At 48.0% G+C, this 16,491-nt stretch carries 15 protein-coding genes; all 15 read right to left on the reverse strand.

Annotated features, from left to right (window positions below; genetic code table 11):
* Positions 1 to 203: 203 nt before the first annotated feature.
* On the reverse strand, positions 204 to 1,490 hold the full coding sequence (locus tag BLW31_RS07885; protein WP_010537628.1) for a sigma-54-dependent transcriptional regulator: 1,287 nt from the start codon (positions 1,488 to 1,490) through the stop codon (positions 204 to 206).
* Entirely contained in the window at positions 1,468 to 3,873 is a 2,406-nt protein-coding gene (locus BLW31_RS07890) for an ATP-binding response regulator (protein ID WP_004312905.1), read from the reverse strand. The genes BLW31_RS07885 and BLW31_RS07890 overlap by 23 nt, the downstream gene beginning before the upstream one ends.
* Before the next feature lie 233 nt (positions 3,874 to 4,106).
* Complete coding sequence (locus BLW31_RS07895; RefSeq protein ID WP_008775197.1) at positions 4,107 to 4,643, reverse strand: methylglyoxal synthase; 537 nt, start codon at positions 4,641 to 4,643, stop codon at positions 4,107 to 4,109.
* Between the two features lie 54 nt (positions 4,644 to 4,697).
* Positions 4,698 to 5,516 (reverse strand): arginase family protein, encoded by an 819-nt coding sequence (locus BLW31_RS07900; RefSeq protein WP_004308109.1) that lies wholly within the window; start codon positions 5,514 to 5,516, stop codon positions 4,698 to 4,700.
* A 6-nt stretch (positions 5,517 to 5,522) separates the two neighbouring features.
* Positions 5,523 to 8,081, reverse strand: a complete 2,559-nt coding sequence (gene glgP / locus BLW31_RS07905; RefSeq protein ID WP_004313433.1) for an alpha-glucan family phosphorylase — start codon at positions 8,079 to 8,081, stop codon at positions 5,523 to 5,525.
* 6 nt (positions 8,082 to 8,087) lie between these two features.
* Positions 8,088 to 9,863 (reverse strand): cation:proton antiporter, encoded by a 1,776-nt coding sequence (locus BLW31_RS07910; RefSeq protein WP_004308112.1) that lies wholly within the window; start codon positions 9,861 to 9,863, stop codon positions 8,088 to 8,090.
* 12 nt (positions 9,864 to 9,875) lie between these two features.
* Positions 9,876 to 10,862: a 6-phosphofructokinase gene (pfkA, locus tag BLW31_RS07915; protein WP_004308113.1), complete on the reverse strand. Its 987-nt coding sequence runs from the start codon at positions 10,860 to 10,862 to the stop codon at positions 9,876 to 9,878.
* Positions 10,863 to 10,884: 22 nt separating this feature from the next.
* Positions 10,885 to 11,382: an RNA polymerase sigma factor gene (locus BLW31_RS07920; RefSeq protein ID WP_004308114.1), complete on the reverse strand. Its 498-nt coding sequence runs from the start codon at positions 11,380 to 11,382 to the stop codon at positions 10,885 to 10,887.
* 100 nt (positions 11,383 to 11,482) lie between these two features.
* Entirely contained in the window at positions 11,483 to 11,911 is a 429-nt protein-coding gene (locus BLW31_RS07925) for an Hsp20/alpha crystallin family protein (protein ID WP_004308115.1), read from the reverse strand.
* 76 nt (positions 11,912 to 11,987) lie between these two features.
* Positions 11,988 to 12,737: a 2,3-diphosphoglycerate-dependent phosphoglycerate mutase gene (gene gpmA / locus BLW31_RS07930; RefSeq protein WP_004308116.1), complete on the reverse strand. Its 750-nt coding sequence runs from the start codon at positions 12,735 to 12,737 to the stop codon at positions 11,988 to 11,990.
* Between the two features lie 12 nt (positions 12,738 to 12,749).
* Entirely contained in the window at positions 12,750 to 13,802 is a 1,053-nt protein-coding gene (locus BLW31_RS07935; protein ID WP_004308117.1) for a class I fructose-bisphosphate aldolase, read from the reverse strand.
* A gap of 23 nt (positions 13,803 to 13,825) precedes the next feature.
* Complete coding sequence (locus tag BLW31_RS07940) at positions 13,826 to 14,308, reverse strand: ferritin (protein ID WP_004308118.1); 483 nt, start codon at positions 14,306 to 14,308, stop codon at positions 13,826 to 13,828.
* 46 nt (positions 14,309 to 14,354) lie between these two features.
* On the reverse strand, positions 14,355 to 15,002 hold the full coding sequence (locus BLW31_RS07945; protein ID WP_004308119.1) for a MarC family protein: 648 nt from the start codon (positions 15,000 to 15,002) through the stop codon (positions 14,355 to 14,357).
* Positions 15,003 to 15,082: 80 nt separating this feature from the next.
* On the reverse strand, positions 15,083 to 15,538 hold the full coding sequence (locus BLW31_RS07950) for a ferritin-like domain-containing protein (protein WP_010537627.1): 456 nt from the start codon (positions 15,536 to 15,538) through the stop codon (positions 15,083 to 15,085).
* A 181-nt stretch (positions 15,539 to 15,719) separates the two neighbouring features.
* Positions 15,720 to 15,899: a hypothetical protein gene (locus BLW31_RS07955; protein WP_008771119.1), complete on the reverse strand. Its 180-nt coding sequence runs from the start codon at positions 15,897 to 15,899 to the stop codon at positions 15,720 to 15,722.
* Positions 15,900 to 16,491 lie beyond the last annotated feature (592 nt).

A 16,491-nucleotide genomic window follows, 5' to 3' on the forward strand; every position in this document is an offset into this window, starting at 1 on the left:
TTGATTTGTTTATACCGGAGTAAGCCAAATGAAATGCCTCTGCTATCGTTTAAAGCTCTATACCTTTTTAAAATACTGACAATCAACAATAAACAAATTTCATATAGAAACGGGTGTAAATAAAAAGTGTAAGCCGTCCTTGACAAGAATGTTAGGACGGCTTACACTTTTGTAAACCTCATTTGCTTCGGGTTATCCTCCGGTCAGTCGATGATATGGTATTTCCTTAGTTTCTCATACAGGGTAGTCCGGCTGATATTGAGCAACCGGGCCGCCTTGGAACGGTTGTCACCCGTCTTTTCAAGGGTCTGGAGAAGCAACGCCTTTTCTTTTTCTTCTTCCGTCCACTGCGTTTCTTCTTCTTTAGGAAGGGAGATTTCAAGGTTCAGGTCTGAAACGGAAATCCATTGCTCTTGGCAGATGAGTACGGCTCGACCTATTACATTCTTCAGTTCACGGATATTCCCCGGCCAGGGATATTCCAGCAGTGCCGCCTCTGCCAGCCGGTCAAAGCCACGAAACGATTTATGGGCCTTGGCGCAAGTGAGTTTCAAGAAAAAATAAGCCAGAGGAAGGATGTCTTCCCGGCATTCTGCCAGTGTAGGAATCCGCAGAGTGAACTCATTGAGCCGGTGGAACAGGTCTTCCCGGAAGCGTCCTTCTCCGATGGCTTTTTCCAGATTCTCATTGGTGGCGGCAACCAGCCGGATATCAAAAGAGTATTCTTTCGTGGAACCTACCGGCTTGCAGCGTTTCTCTTGCAAGGCCCTGAGCAGGAGCATCTGTGTCTTATAGGAAAGGTTGCCTATCTCGTCCAGAAACAATGTCCCTCCGTTAACGGCACGGAACAATCCGACCTTGTCGCTTTCCGCACCGGTAAAGGCTCCCTTCTGATGACCGAAAAACTCGGAGGCGGCAAGCTCATCGGAAATGGCCCCGCAGTCGATAGCCAGATACGGCTTGTTCTTCCGATGGCTCCGGGCATGTATCTCGGCTGCAATGTGCTCCTTCCCGGTGCCGGAAGCCCCACGGAGCAGAACGGAGATGTCGGCACAGGCAATCATCTCTATCAGACGGTACATCTCATGGGCTTTGGGGCTTTCACCTCGGTAGAACTCCTGTTCATTATCGTTTTTATCCAGTATCTCCGTTATCAGAGCCAGGAGATTGTCTGGCTGCACAGGCTTACACAGGTAGTTGATGGCTCCCAGTTGCATGGTTGTCACCGCATTCTCCACCTGTCCGTAGTTGGTCATGATCAGAAAAGGGATAGAGTAGTACTTCTCATTCATCCATTTCAGGAGCGAGGTGCTATTTCCGTCCGGCAGGCGCAGGTCTGCCAGTATTAGGTCGAACTCCTTTTGCCCGATGGCTTTACGGGCATTCGCAAGGGTTGCCACGCATTCGGTTTTCATCCCTTTTTTCACCAGCCAGTTGCTGATGCTACGGCTGAACACAATATCATCTTCAATAATCAGGATTGTTTTCATAGGCTTTCCTCCCGTATTTTTCAGCGTATACTATCAGTTTTTCCACTGCCCGGATGATGTCCCGCATTTCCATGGATTGTCTATTGGTCCACTCTGTCGCAGGTTCTGTCACCAGTTCCCGTAAATGAGACAAGGGGAAATCCAGACGGACGGTTTCCCATAGGGGCAGGTTCTTATGCAGGATGGAGGCGGCGGCCTCCTTGTCTTGTCGGTCTAAGGCAGCGGTTAATGCGGCAAGGTCTTTCCGGCTCTCTTCGATAAACAGGGCGAGCATTTCCTCCCTGTTGTCCTCTCCTGAAAGGATGAGTGAGAAATCGGGAGCATACTCCTTTCTGTCTTTTTCTCCTATCACTTGTGCCACTGTATTTATCAGTTCTTCCATAGAGAATGGTTTATGGATGCAGCCCGAAAAGCCGCCCGACAGATACTCGTTGTCATCATCCACCCGTGCCGTTACCGCTATGACGGGGATTGTCTTTGCGTTCTCCATATTGGATGCCCGGAGCAGTTCAAGTATTCCGTAGCCGTCCGTTTCAGGCATCTGTATATCCGTCAGCAGCAGGTCATATCTTTGTGACCGTAGCCGGGTAACCAGTTCACGGCTGGTCTGGCAGCAGTCGCACCGCACTCCGTTACGGTTAAACATCTCTTTGGTAATGTTCAGTTGCATCCGGTCGTCATCAATGACCAGTACGTTGATTCCATCCAGATGATAATCAGTAGCGATGCGTGTCTCATCCATCTGGGTGGATTCATCCGCCTCAAGGAGTGGCAGGAATGCGGTAAACGTGCTGCCTTCACCCGGTTTGCTTTTTACGGTAAGGCTTCCCTGCATCCCGGAGACCAGCCTGCTTGCAATGGCCAGCCCCAATCCGAAACCGGGAACATTACGGGCATTGTCCAACCGTTCAAAAGCTGTGAATATCCGGGTTGTTTCTTCCTCCGTCATCCCGGTACCGGTGTCCTGTACCGAGAAATGCAATTCTTTATTCCGGTATTCCGCTTGCAGGCGGATTTCACCTTGCCGGGTGAATTTAATGGCGTTGGAAAGCAGATTGTTCAGGATTTGCTGGAGCTGGGAACGGTCACCGCTTACTACCACATCCAGACCGGAAAAGGCGGTTGTCAGCCGCAGCTTTTTCTTTTTGGCCAGCGAACCGTAGTTCCGGGCTGTTTCGCTGAAAAGGGTCTCCAGCCGGAAAATCGAAAGGATGGGTTTGTTCCTGCCGGTATCCAGCAGGTAGAATCCGATCAGCGTATTGACCAGCCCGATCATGTAATCGGAAGAATGGAGTATATTTTCCGCATACTCGTCCTTGCGGCTCTTCTTTTCTTCCCCGGGGAGCAGTTCGGCGCATCCTTTGATAGTAGCCAGTGGCGCACGAAGGTCATGAGCGATGGTGAGCATCATGCGTTTTCTGGATTGTAGGAGCTCCGTGTTCTCACGATTGGAGGCTTCCAGCTGACGCTGATACTGGTTTATCCTGTTCAGATCCCGGTGGATGATAAGATACAGGAGGACGGTCAGCAACGAGATGAGGACAGCCAGCAGAGAGACCGTATGGAACGAGCGGTCGCGTGTGGAAATGAATTGCCTGTAACGCTCATCAAGCCGTATTCCAGCATCCGCCTCAAAGTCCCTGACAATCCGGTGTAGCCTGTGGTTCAGGTCCGTGTTGTTACTGTACAGGAGGTCCATCTGTTCCAGCAGCCTTTCCCGTTCGGCTTTCTGCATGTCGGTCACCTCCCTGTCAAGGGAGTGCAGCATGCTCGTGACAGATGTGGTACCCTGATGTTTACCAATGGACTGTCGCTGGCGTTCCAGCTGTTCCTTCTGCTGCAGATAGGCCGATTTTTTCCTCCCGGGCCTGATGAATGACCAGAAACCCTTCTTCGGAGTTTCCTCCTCCTTCTTTTTCTCGGCAGGAAGGACATCCGCCTGCTGGATATGGGACACGATTGCCGGAATCTTGCTGTTCACGATCTCGCCGGTCTTGCGCAGACGCCCGAACGTGTCCATGACCGTGTCTAACAACAGTTCCTTTCTTTCCAGCAGCAGGCATAACGAATCTATGCGCGACTGTTGTTCGGGAGACTTCACATACCTTTTCAGTGTCTGCAACATGTTACAGACACTGTCTTTTTTTGTGTGGTAGAGTCCAAGGTCGCTTTCATCCCAGACGCTGGCTGTTTCACCGTAAGTGGCCAGTCCCAGCAAGCCCGCGTATGTTTCTCCGGCCAGATGCCGGATACAGGCCAGTTCATGCTCATCCTGTCGCAGGCTGTTCCGCCTCGTCTGTTCCTTGCGGAAGATATGAATGGTCAGGACGAGCAGGAGAAGCAGTATGACATATCCTAAAAGGATTTTAAGTTTCAACCACATGGAAGTCTTCATTCTTATATTGAATCCTACAAAAAGGCGTGTTCGCTCATATAAAAGGGAATAATAGAAACTTATGATAAAAGTTTATTACTGTTTCAAACCATTTGAGGATACCTCGCAAGTTTGCTATCACACAGTTGATCTTTTAATCTTTTTTTATACTCACAGAAAGGATAGGAACCTGCTTTTTATGACTGAAACATATCACATCCCCTTTATTGGACATTACATTCTCATTCGATCATATTGTTTTCATTTCGGCTCATCCGTTTCTTCACCCGTTCTACTGCTTCCGATACAATTTCTTTGTTTTCAAAGCGTTGTGTATAATTGGTATAGTCTGGATGAATCCGTTTGTAGGTCGGGTCAAGAAACAAAGGACTGGAAATAATATGGTCCGCTGTCGAACGGTTACAACAGAAAACTATATTTTCAACTCCCGCCAGCCGGGTCAGTGCCTTTACATCCGTGTCATGTGGCTGCAATGTCATCGGATCCGTGAAAAAGAACAAATAATCAATCTCTCCTTCCACAATACGTGAGCCCATTTGCTGGTCACCACCTAAAGGACCGGATTTCAGAATCGTGATATCCCATTCTGTTTCAGGATGTTTCTCTTCGAGCGCTTTTTTAATGAGTGTACCGGTGGTTCCCGTACAATAGAACTTATGCCCTATCAGACGTTCCGAGTTCCAAAGAACCCATTCTATCATGTCCTTTTTCATTGCATCGTGTGCAACCAGACCGATTTTACGAACAATTGTTTTCATCATAATAATAAAATATGGTTTATGTGATAATATAATTAACAATATCCAACAGCTTTATAAAAAACAGGAGAATGACTGTATGAGTTTGAGCAGCTCCTTGTTCGCCCGGCTGTCCACGGTGGCTTCCCGCCTCTCCTCAAACAAAGTAAGCGTTGCGGAGCATTCCCCGCAGATATCAATGCCGACTACACGTTCCTTTCGAAGGACAATTGCCAGTAATTCCTCCAGTTCCTGCAGGCTGAAAGACCCTTGATCCCAGTCTGTTACTGCGGATGCCGGGTTCAGGACATCCTTGTCTATGGACAAGTAAACCGGTCCTTCAATATACGCAGAGGAGAAATTGCGCCAGCCCTTCTCGTGAGCTAACGTCGCTTCGCTATAAAAACTGACTCGTTGTCCGTATTCTTCCGGTACGGTGCGTATCAGTTTGTCCGATGCACCGACTATCACCACTTTCTTGCAAAGCATATTCCAGTCTAACATGTCTTTTACCCAGCTCCCACAAGAAAGCATGCCCTTGAACAAGGGAGGCTGCATGTCGGGGTGATGGTCGAATACAATCAGAGAGAACGGAACTCGAAGTTTGTCTGTCCATAATTTGGTCAGGTAATGATAATTGCCCGAATCAATGAAATGGATACCTTCCGCTGGATAACCGGCAATCACCCGCTTCAATTTTCGTATCCCCTCCTTGTCACAGTAACCTCTCGTTCCAGAAAGGTGACGGCAGTCTAGCCAAATGAACTGATTGTTCCGTGCAAATACCTCATGGGCATACACACCGGTGAAGTTCATGATGACAACCGGCCAGACGGTTTCTCGGTCCGCCTTCTTCTTACACCGTCCATTTGTCAGTAACTCTTGCTTATTCATGTCCGTTCAGAACCATCGTACATAACAAAAATCTTGCCGGTGAGGTAACAGGGGATGGTTGGGATACATTCTGAATGCCTGTTTGAAGCTTCCAGCGCTGAACATTCTGGTTATTGCCTTGAAAGTGTATAGGTTTCCGTCTTTGGATGTCAAAGAAAAAGGAATGACCTCATGGATGCGATCCTCATTCTCCTCATGCCGTATAATGACCGATTCCAATCCGATCGCGTTGTCCAGCCCTTTCTCGTCAATGACGACCGTCATCTCGTATTCCTTACCAGCCTCCACCGTGGCGTCCAATCCTTTTCCCGCATTCACGGAAACGATTTCCACGGCATTCCATCTGCTGTCGACAGCTGCCTTCCAGCCGGCAAGCGTTTTCGCCTTTGCATAATTGTCCGCCGCCAAAACATGAAAGTGTTCCGACAACTTGTTGTAAAATCCGTCATAGTAGTCATCCAGCTGTCTTTTCATCGTGAAGCGGGGAGCTATTTGCGCAACCGAGTTCTTGATGTACTTGACCCAGGTTTCCGGATAGTCTTTTTCTTTCCGTTCATAATATAACGGCAGGATATTATGTTCCAGCAGGAAATAAATTGTTTCCGCATCCAGTTGGTTCTGGTACTGTTCATCCTGATAGGTGGCCTTGTCGGTGATGGCCCATCCCGCCTCCTTGCGGTAGCCTTCGTACCACCAACCGTCCAGCACGGAGAAGTTGAGTACGCCGTTCATCAGAGCCTTCTCACCGGAAGTTCCGGAAGCCTCCGCAAGACGGGTGGGAGTATTCATCCAGATGTCAACCCCAGAAATAAGATGCCGTGCCAGGTCCATGTCATAATTCTCAAGGAAGATGATTTTACCCAAGAATTCAGGACGGCGGGATATCTCCACAATCTGCTTGATGAGCCCTTGCCCGGCAGTGTCGTTTGGATGGGCTTTTCCTGCAAAGACAAACTGTATGGGATGTTCCTGATTGTTCACAATCCGCGCCAGACGATCCAAATCGGTAAACAAAAGATGAGCTCTTTTGTAAGTTGCAAAGCGCCTTCCGAAGCCGACAAGAAGAGCATTCGGATTAAACTTCTCGAAAATGGAGACACCCAATGCCGGGTCAACCTGGCTTTTGAGCCAGTCCCGGCCGCATTTCCACTTGATGTAGGATATCAGTTTGGTTTTCAACCTTTTCCGCATGTTCCATATCTCTTCATCGGGTATATTATAAACGCCTTTCCATATTTCCTGATTGGACTGGTCGTTCATGAAATTCTCATCGAAATTGTCCTTAAACAGCTTTTTCCACTCCGCCGTACACCAAGTGGGAAAGTGTACGCCATTCGTCACATAGCCCACATGGTTCTCTTCCGGGAAATAGCCTTTCCAGAGAGGCGCGAACATCTGCTGTGAAACGGACTTGTGCAGCTTGCTGACACCGTTTACCGCCTGGCTGGTTTTGCAGGCGAATACCGACATGCAGAAACGTTCTCCCTTGTTGCCCGGAGTTTGCCGTCCGAGGTTCATCAACTCGTCCCACGTAATGCCCAGCTTATCAGGATATCCTTTCATATATTTATTGAAAAGCCCCTCATCGAAATAGTCATGGCCGGCAGGCACAGGTGTATGCACAGTGTAAAGCGAGGAAGCCCTAACCAGTTCCATGGCTTGTCCGAAGTCCAGGCCTTCGGATATATAGTCGCATAACCGCTGGATATTGATCAGTGCGGCATGCCCCTCGTTGCAGTGATATACATCTTTCTCGATGCCCAATACTTTTAATGTCATCATTCCTCCGATGCCGAGCAGTATTTCCTGCTTGAGCCGGTTTTCCCAGTCACCGCCATACAGGTGATGGGTAATCGGACGGTCGAACTCGCTGTTCAGTTCATTGTCCGTATCCAGCAGGTAGAGGGAAACACGTCCCACATTGGCCTTCCATACATTGGCATGGACCGTGAAACTGTCGGCATAGGGAACATGGATTACCAGTTGTCGCCCGTCAGGCTGCATCACTTTCTCTATCGGAAGCTGCCCGAAATTCTGTGGGTCATAATGAACCTGTTGCTGCCCGTCCATCGCCAGAGCCTGGTCAAAATAGCCATAACGATATAAAAGCCCTACAGCGCAGAGGTCTACGTTACTGTCCGAAGCTTCCTTCAGATAGTCACCTGCCAATATGCCCAGACCGCCGGAATAGATTTTAAGAACCCTGTCCAGACCATATTCCATGCTGAAATAGGCAACTGACGGACGGCTGTGGTCCGGCTCCACATCAAGATACGCCTTAAAAGTGGAATATACGTTTTCCATCTTACGCATGAAGTTTCCGTCATGTGTCAGTGCCTCCAGCTCTTCATAATCCATCCGTTCCAGAAACAGTACCGGATTCTGTTCCGCCTCTTCCCATAGTTCCGGGTTCAAACCACTATATAAACTCTTCGCATCCTCGTTCCAGGTCCACCAAAGATTATGTGCCATCTCCGCAAATCTCCGCAATTCTGCCGGAAGGTGTGAACCGACTGTAATCTCCCTCCATTGTGGGACGTTTACATGATAACTTGAATATTCCATAACATTTTACTTATTTGATAGTTCATGATTTTTTTCTGTGGAGGTTTCTCCTGTTTCCGGTTCTTCCTGTGGAAATGTCCCGGCTGTACCCTGGAAATTCTCGAGGAACTGTTTTTCCATACTTAGCGATCGTTTCCGTATCCGCTTGGAAAAATAGATAACGACAATGATCAGGAAAGATAATATCAGTCCTGACCCCAAAGCGACATTGAAAAGACGGATGATGATACCCATTACGATAATGATACAGATCAACACCTTGATCACTATCATTGATACCAGCAGCCCCCTGTTGAACCTGTTGTCCGCCCAAAGTTTGCGGAATTCGACGGAATTGTTTTTCTTCATGATGATGGCGCACAAAAACGGGGATATGATAAGGAGGACAAGAACGAAGCTCAGCAGGCTTCCTTTCATCCCCGGAATACGTCCCATTACCAGAGGATACGCATAGGAGAAGAACAGCGCTATGAAAAACAGGCATACCACCAGATAAAGGGTGACGGATACCAACATGGACCTGATGAGCTTGTGCCAGGAGCCTTGATGTCTTGTGGTCATTGTTCCAGAAGAATAATGCGTCAGGTAATCTTTCAGGAATTGTGGCAAGTGCCTGTCTGCAAAACAGTAGACGGGATCCGACAGTCTTATCATATAAGGAGTAAGGAAAGTGGTGATGACCGATACTGCCACTATGACCGGATAAAGGTATTTGTCCATTACATTCAGACTGATTCCTAACGAAGCGATGATGAACGCAAACTCACCCACTTGTGCCAGGGAAAAGCCGGCTTGTATCGCAATCTTTAGCGGTTGTCCGGAAAGCAACACGCCGAAACTCCCGAACAGGACCTGCCCGCATAGGACCAGTGCCGTCAGGATAAAAACAGGAACGGCATATTCCCATATCATGGCAGGGTCGATCATCATTCCCACTGATACGAAGAAAACGGAGGCGAACAGGTCCTTTACCGGTTGCACGATATGTGCGATTTCTTCCGCTTTATCTGTTTCTGCCAGCAGGGATCCCATGACGAACGCACCCAGCGCGGCGGAGAATCCCGCCTTTGTCGCTATCATCACCATTCCCAGGCATAGTCCCAGGGAGGTTGTCAACAGTATTTCATTGCTAATAAAGCGGTTCAATCTTTTCAGAAGGGTAGGAATCAGATAGATTCCCAATGCTGACCAGAAAATAAGAAAGGCCGCAAGTTTCAATATGCTCTCCAGCATTTCGAAGCCTTCAAAATGCTTGCCTACAGCCAATGTGGAGAGGACCACCATCATGATTACCGCCACCACGTCCTCAATGATTAGTATCCCCAGGACAATACCGGTAAATTTCTGATCGAGAAGCCCCATGTCACTGAATGCTTTGAATACGATGGCGGTGGAGGACATGGACAGCATTCCGCCCAGAAAGATACAGCTCGTGTGTGAGAAGCCCATCGCATTGCCTGCCGTATATCCCAGGAACATCATGCCGCAGACGATGATAACAGTGGAGAATATGGCCGAGGCTCCCACACTTATCAGCTTTCTGAACGAGAAATCCAGTCCTATGGCGAACAGGAGGAAAATAACACCGATATCCGCCCATATCTTGATATTGGCCTGGTCGGAAACAGTCGGGAATAGGGAAATGGAAGGACCTGCCATAATACCGGCCACAATATATCCCACTATGACCGGCTGTCCCAGCCATTTGAAAATGACGGTTATGATACCGGCTATAATCAAGATAGTGGCAAGGTCTGATATTAAAGGGGCAACTTCCGACATAGGAGTAACATTTTATATGGACAACTCGTTAAGGACACGGATCAGGTTTTTGTCAATGGGCTTGTCGTTCTTGATAGCCTGGTCAAAAGGAACATAGACAATCTCATTGTTATGTATGCCTACCATGATATTGTGCTGGTCCTCCATCAGGGCCTGTATGGCGGCCTCACCCAGCCGGCTGGCCAATATGCGGTCGTTGGCACTTGGCGCTCCTCCCCGTTGTAGATGTCCCAGGATAGAGACCCTGACATCATATCCGGGGTATTCCCTTTTTACCCGGTCGGCATAGTGCATGGCTCCGCCATTCTTATTGCCCGGGCTTTCCGTCACGATGACGATGCTGCTGTTCTTGGTCTTCCGGAATCCGCGTCCGATAAAAGTCTCCAGCTGATCCGCATCCGTCCGGTCTTCCGGAATAATGGCGGCCTCGGCTCCCGAGGCTATTGCGCTGTTCTGGGCGAGGAAACCGGCGTCGCGTCCCATCACCTCGACAAAGAAAATTCGGTCGTGCGAGGTGGCTGTATCCCGGATTTTGTCCACACACTCCACAATGGTGTTCAGGGCCGTATCATATCCGATTGTAAAATCGGTACCGTACAGGTCATTGTCGATGGTACCGGGCAGTCCTATGCACGTGACAGGGTATTCCTCGGCAAATATGCGGGCTCCAGTCAGTGAGCCGTCGCCCCCGATGACTACCAGCGCCCCGATTTTTTCTTTCCTCATGGTATCGTATGCCTCTCTGCGTCCTTCCGGGGTGGTGAACGCTTCGGAACGTGCCGTTTTCAGGATGGTTCCCCCACGCTGGATGATGCTGCTCACATCCTCGGTCGTAAGTTCCCTGGACTCGCCCGCTATCAGGCCTTCGTACCCTCTGTAAATTCCTTTGACTTTGAAGCCGTTGAAAATGGCGGTACGGGTCACGGCACGGATTGCCGCATTCATTCCGGAAGCGTCCCCTCCGGAAGTAAGGATTCCTATATATTCATCTTTTTTCATCTATCTCAGTTCTTGTTTTGTTTCATTCTGCCAATATAGCTTTCAGTTTTTTCCGGCAGTGAAAAATACGGCTCTTTATGGTTCCCAAACTCACACCGGTTCTTTCCGCTATCTCACGGTATTTGAACCCTGACAGGTACATCTCAAAAGGTATGAAATGCGACTCCGGTATACTTTTGATGGCATTACGTATCTTTTCCAGGTCATAGTTCCTGTCCACCTCCTCTGTACGGGACTCGTCCATGATCCGCGAATAATATGCAGGATCGGAGGATATGTACAGACGGGTATGACCGACCTCCGCCCGGTAACCGTTGATAAACGTGTTACGCATGATGATAAACAGCCACCCTTTGAAATTTGTGTTCTTGTTGTAACTTTCTTTGTGAAGCATTGCCTTGAGCAGGGTATCCTGCAGCAGATCTTCCGCCTTCTCCCTGTCCGCTGTCAGTTTGTACGCGAAACGGAACAGTTCGTCCTGTACGCTAAGCAGCTCTTTTTCAAAATTGAATTCCTTCATCGGTTGTGCCGGTTCCCTGTTCCGGAAGTGCCTGTTAAAGGCCGGACGGCTCTCCGGACAGGAAAAGCCTGTCCGGCCTTACACCATTCCAGATATGGAATTATTTAACCTCGATAGCCTTGGAAGTTTTTTGTTTTTCTTCCTCCTTCACTTTCGGGATTTCAATGGACAGGATCCCGTGTTCGACTTTTGCGGAAATCTTATCCTTCTCCACGTTTTCAGGTAGCAGGATGGTCTGCTGGAACTTGGAATAAGAGAATTCGCGGCGGAGATACTTCTTGTCTTTCTTCTCCTCCTTCTTCTCTTCTTTCTTTTCCATGCAGATTGTCAGGTTGTTGTTTTCGTCAACATTCACCTTGAAATCATCCTTCGTCATTCCGGGAGCCGCCATTTCAACCTTGTAGTCCTTGTCATTCTCAATGACATTGATGGCAGGAGCCGTAACTCCCGTTTTTGCCAGCCACTCATTCTCGAAGAAATCGTTAAAAATACTCGGCAACCAGTTTGAATTTGTTTTTACAGGTACCATTTTTACCTCCTTTTTTAAATTGTTAATAAATAAAATATTCAAAAAGACAATACAAATCAGTCTGATTGACTGACTCTTATCGTCTGATCATACCTTGTTCGGCTACAGCCTCCGTCCGTCTCCGTATCTCCTCCTGGTCTCCGAGGAAATAGTCCCTGACAAGCACCGGCCGTTCATCAAATTCGAATACATAAGGTACTGCCGTGGGCAGGTTCAAGAGGGATATGTCCGTATCGGAAATATTCTTGAGATGCTTGACTATCCCGCGCAGACTGTTTCCATGGGCAACGACAAGCAGGTTGTCCCTATGCATCAATGTGGGTAGGATGACACATTCCCAATAGGGCATGACACGCATGACGGCATCCTTCAGGGATTCAGTCCGTGGCAGTTCCATTTCGGGAACACCGGCGTAACGGGTGTCGTTCCCCGGATAGCGGGGATCGTCTTCCTTCACCGGCTCCGGCGACACGCCGTAACTTCTCCGCCAGATATGGACTTGTTCCTCGCCATATTTGTCTGCTGTCTCCCTTTTGTTAAGTCCCTGAAGTATGCCGTAGTGTTTCTCGTTCAACCTCCAGCTTTTCTCCACCGGGATCCAGTCTTCATTGAGACGGTCCAGAACACAATTCAACGTTTTCACAGCCCGTTTCAGATAGGATGTGTAAGCCGCCTCAAAAGAGAATCCCGCTTCTTTCAGCATATCACCGGCTTTACAGGCTTCTGCGATCCCCTTATCACTCAGGTCTACATCGGTCCAACCGGTAAAGCGGTTTTCCTTGTTCCATAGGCTCTCGCCATGTCTCAACAATACGATCCTTTTCATGCCATATAGTTTTTATGCAACGGTTATCGAAGGATCCAGATAGACATCCTGAATGGTGTTCAGAAGCGAGACCCCGTCTTTCATCGTCTTCTGGAAGGCTTTTCTCCCACAGATAAGTCCCATACCTCCGGCACGTTTGTTCACCACTGCGGTTACGACGGCATCATGCAGGTCAGATGTCCCATGGGACTCGCCCCCCGAATTGATCAGGCCAACCCTTCCCATATACCCGTTGGCCACCTGGTAGCGGCAGAGGTCTATCGGATGGTCGGAGACCAGTTCCGTATACATACGCCCGTCGGTCTTACCGAATCCGATGGCTTTAAAACCTCCATTGTTGGACGGCAGCTTCTGCTTCACGATATCAGCCTTGATGGTGACCCCGATATGGTTGGCCTGCCCTGTCAGATCTGCTGCCGCATGATAGTCAATCCCGTCTTTCTTAAAACTGCTGTTTCTCAGATAACACCACAATACCGTGGCCATCCCCAACTCATGGGCATATTCAAACGCCTGTGAGACCTCCACAATCTGGCGGCGGCTTTGTTCCGAACCGAAATAGATAGTTGCCCCCACGGCAACGGCACCCATGTTCCATGCCTCCTTCACTGTACCGAACATGACCTGGTCATAACTGTTCGGATAAGTCAGCAGCTCGTTATGGTTCAACTTCACGATGAAAGGAATCTTATGGGCGTACTTACGTGCCACAGCTCCCAGAACTCCGAATGTGGATGCCACGGCGTTGCATCCTCCCTCGATAGCGAGTTTCACAATGTTCCCGGGATCGAAGTAAAGAGGATTGGGTGCAAAGGATGCTCCGGCAGAATGTTCTATCCCCTGATCCACCGGCAGGATGGAGACATACCCGGTATTGGCCAGACGCCCGTGCCCGTACAGGGCTTGCAGGCTCTCCAAGGTGCGTATATTCCTGTCGGAATCCACCCATGCCTTGTCTATCATATTCGGCTCGGGGATATGGATGAGTTTCTTGTCTATTGTCTTGCATACATGGTCCAGGTAGTATCCTGCCTGCGTTCCCAACAAATCAATAATCGTGCTCATGTCAGTCGTTTTTTTATTCCAAATCAGGACTGGCGTTCCCCCAGTTTTGCATCCATGAAAAGGATGCCGCTCTCTCCGGCTTTCTTCATCAGGTTTACGATGTTCAGGAAATTCGCCTCTTCCTCCACCTGCTCCCTGACAAATCCCCAAAGAAAATCACGGGTGGCATTGTCTTTCTCCTCGGAAGCCAGATGTACCAGTTCGTCAATCAATCTGGAAACATGTCTCTCGTGTTCCAAGGCATGTTCAAAGACTTCGGTGGGACTGCCCCAACCCTGTGGAACCACATCGACCTTGTCCACTTTTGCCTCCGCCTCACGTTTGGCCATATATTCGGCGATGGCACATGCGTGTCCTGTCTCTTCCGCCGATTGCTTGCGCATCCAGCGGGCCATGCCGGAAAAACCTTCCTTTTCCAGATAGAAGGACATTGAAAGATACAGGTTGGCGGACCATAATTCCGCAGTAATCTGCCCGTTCAGGGCCTTTTGTAAATTCTCGGTCATAATGAATCTAATTTTTAATGTTGGTACTATTTTTTATTTTTCATATTCAGGGGCAAGCGTGTGCTTGTCTCAAAATATCTGTCAGGACAGGTTGCATCCCGTTTATGAAACATTCCACGGCGATGACCATCAGAATAAGCCCCATCAGTCTCATCATCACATTATTTCCGGTTTCTCCAAGAATTTTCAAAAGCCGCGTTGACACGCAAAGGATAATGAAAGAGAGGAGACAGACTAGGGCGATCACGCAAACCAGTGCAATTTTGAAAATATGCTCAGGGGCATCTTCCATCAGTGTTATGCCGCTTGAAATTACACCCGGACCGCACAGCATCGGAACGGCAAGAGGCGTGACGGTGATGTTCCTGGAATATTCTTTTTTCTCGTTCTCGTTCAGTTTCACATGGGTGAAGTGTGCCTGCAGCATGTCATATCCGATTTTAAAGATGATGATACCTCCCGCAATCCGGAAACCATTGGTCGAGATCCCGAAAAAATGGAACAGGAACCTGCCGCACAAGGTGAAAAGTACCAGTATGACGAACGTGAGGGCGCAGGATTTTAAGGCGATGCTCCGGCGTTCTCCGGCACTCATGCCCTCGGTCATCTGCAGGAAAACCGGCATCACTCCGAGGGGGTCCATCAATGTGAACAACGAAGTGAAACACAACATTGAGTATGCGAATATATCCATAGGATGATACTTGTTTTATTTTTAGACCATTATTTTCTCTGTGAACAATAAACTCCGGTCAGGTTACACGATTTGACACATCATATGAAGCAGGGCAGCCTGCGTTCATATTCCATGGCCAGGATACGCAACAATTCCATAAACACCGTACTTACATATATCCGTTTTGTGTACAGCCCCTTGATGAAAGAATGGATGGATGAATCCGTATTCTGGCATAGTACGTGAAGTTCGGATATCTGACGGGATATATATTGTTCATGTTCAAGCAGGGTGTTCAAGGCAGCCAGCGGTGTCGGCCATTGCCGGATGTCGCGCCTGATTTCATGGATGGTTACAGCACCTCCTTCATGATAGATGCGGTTCATCATCTGATAGACCTTGCCCATATTGTCCTGTGCCTGTGCACTTAGCCATGAGGCCAATATCGGAAGTTGCTGCCCCTCAAAATAGACCTGCAATGACAGGTACAGGTTAGTTGACCAGATTTCTGTATTGATCAATGTGTTCATCGCATATTCAATTCGTTTATCCATGGCTGTTCTGATATTTGAAATTAGACAAAATAAATCGTAATTCATATCCTGCAATAATCATGAATTTATGTGATAGCATCTGTAAATCGGACTCTTATGGAGTTGTAAAATGAATTTTAATGCTTGCGAGACAAATAGTCATAAAAATGTATAATTATCATGCCTTTTTGTCACAAGATCCCTACAACATTCTCAACAAGATATCCAGTTCTTTCTCTATCATGTTGATCTTGTCGTATATGTAATCCAGCGTATTATGATAGTGCAGGCAGGCCCTGCATTCCTGCAATTCCCTTGACAGGGAGAGTATTTGTTGCCAAAGTTCCTCTTCTGTATGTCCAGGGGGATTATTGAATGCCATAAATGGATTCAGAGAAACTGTTTGGCATGTAATTTGTGTAATAATAGCCGCAAGTCCCGAAAAGGGGCAGGAATGGAAACAAAAAGGCAGAGAATTCCACTAAAGACAGTAACAGACAGAGGAATGAAAACGGAAGGCAGGACCTGTCCGGTTTTGAAACAAATTGCTTTCATAATGCGATTATATGACAACTCTGTTCCCTGAAGTTGTGTTTATATAAAGTTAAGCGTGGGAACTTTGGTATTACCGTTCAGAAGTATCCCCATACTCAACAACATATAATACACAAAGCCCCACGCCTATATATGCTAACAAGATATAATAGTGCATAGGGACACCTGATGTATTATCCAATTGTTGTCTTGAAATTGGGGATTTCCTGAACATGGATAATGCCTAACGCTTACTGTTATTAATCTTTTTTGGTAAAAGACAAGGCAAAAATACTAAAAGAATTGATTCGCGTCAATAAAAATCCAACTTTTTTATTATTTTACTCTCTGCGCCACTGAATTTCATCGCTCTCCGCTCTCCAAATCCCGTGCCCTTCAGCGATAAGTAATCCTGAGTTCATCAATTGCCTCATAAAAGA

It is taken from the genome of Bacteroides faecis MAJ27 (genome assembly GCF_900106755.1).
GTDB classification, from domain to species: domain Bacteria; phylum Bacteroidota; class Bacteroidia; order Bacteroidales; family Bacteroidaceae; genus Bacteroides; species Bacteroides faecis.

Bases quoted from the DNA above. Each gene is read 5' to 3' on its own strand.
- BLW31_RS07885 (WP_010537628.1), bottom strand. From the start codon at position 1,490: ATGAAAACAATCCTGATTATTGAAGATGATATTGTGTTCAGCCGTAGC.
- BLW31_RS07920 (WP_004308114.1), bottom strand. From the start codon at position 11,382: ATGAAGGAATTCAATTTTGAAAAAGAGCTGCTTAGCGTACAGGACGAA.
- BLW31_RS07900 (WP_004308109.1), bottom strand. From the start codon at position 5,516: ATGAATAAGCAAGAGTTACTGACAAATGGACGGTGTAAGAAGAAGGCG.
- gpmA (WP_004308116.1), bottom strand. From the start codon at position 12,737: ATGAAAAGGATCGTATTGTTGAGACATGGCGAGAGCCTATGGAACAAG.
- BLW31_RS07890 (WP_004312905.1), bottom strand. From the start codon at position 3,873: ATGTGGTTGAAACTTAAAATCCTTTTAGGATATGTCATACTGCTTCTC.
- BLW31_RS07935 (WP_004308117.1), bottom strand. From the start codon at position 13,802: ATGAGCACGATTATTGATTTGTTGGGAACGCAGGCAGGATACTACCTG.
- pfkA (WP_004308113.1), bottom strand. From the start codon at position 10,862: ATGAAAAAAGATGAATATATAGGAATCCTTACTTCCGGAGGGGACGCT.
- BLW31_RS07955 (WP_008771119.1), bottom strand. From the start codon at position 15,899: ATGGCATTCAATAATCCCCCTGGACATACAGAAGAGGAACTTTGGCAA.
- BLW31_RS07950 (WP_010537627.1), bottom strand. From the start codon at position 15,538: ATGGATAAACGAATTGAATATGCGATGAACACATTGATCAATACAGAA.
- BLW31_RS07940 (WP_004308118.1), bottom strand. From the start codon at position 14,308: ATGACCGAGAATTTACAAAAGGCCCTGAACGGGCAGATTACTGCGGAA.
- BLW31_RS07910 (WP_004308112.1), bottom strand. From the start codon at position 9,863: ATGTCGGAAGTTGCCCCTTTAATATCAGACCTTGCCACTATCTTGATT.
- BLW31_RS07925 (WP_004308115.1), bottom strand. From the start codon at position 11,911: ATGGTACCTGTAAAAACAAATTCAAACTGGTTGCCGAGTATTTTTAAC.
- glgP (WP_004313433.1), bottom strand. From the start codon at position 8,081: ATGGAATATTCAAGTTATCATGTAAACGTCCCACAATGGAGGGAGATT.
- BLW31_RS07945 (WP_004308119.1), bottom strand. From the start codon at position 15,002: ATGGATATATTCGCATACTCAATGTTGTGTTTCACTTCGTTGTTCACA.
- BLW31_RS07895 (WP_008775197.1), bottom strand. From the start codon at position 4,643: ATGAAAACAATTGTTCGTAAAATCGGTCTGGTTGCACACGATGCAATG.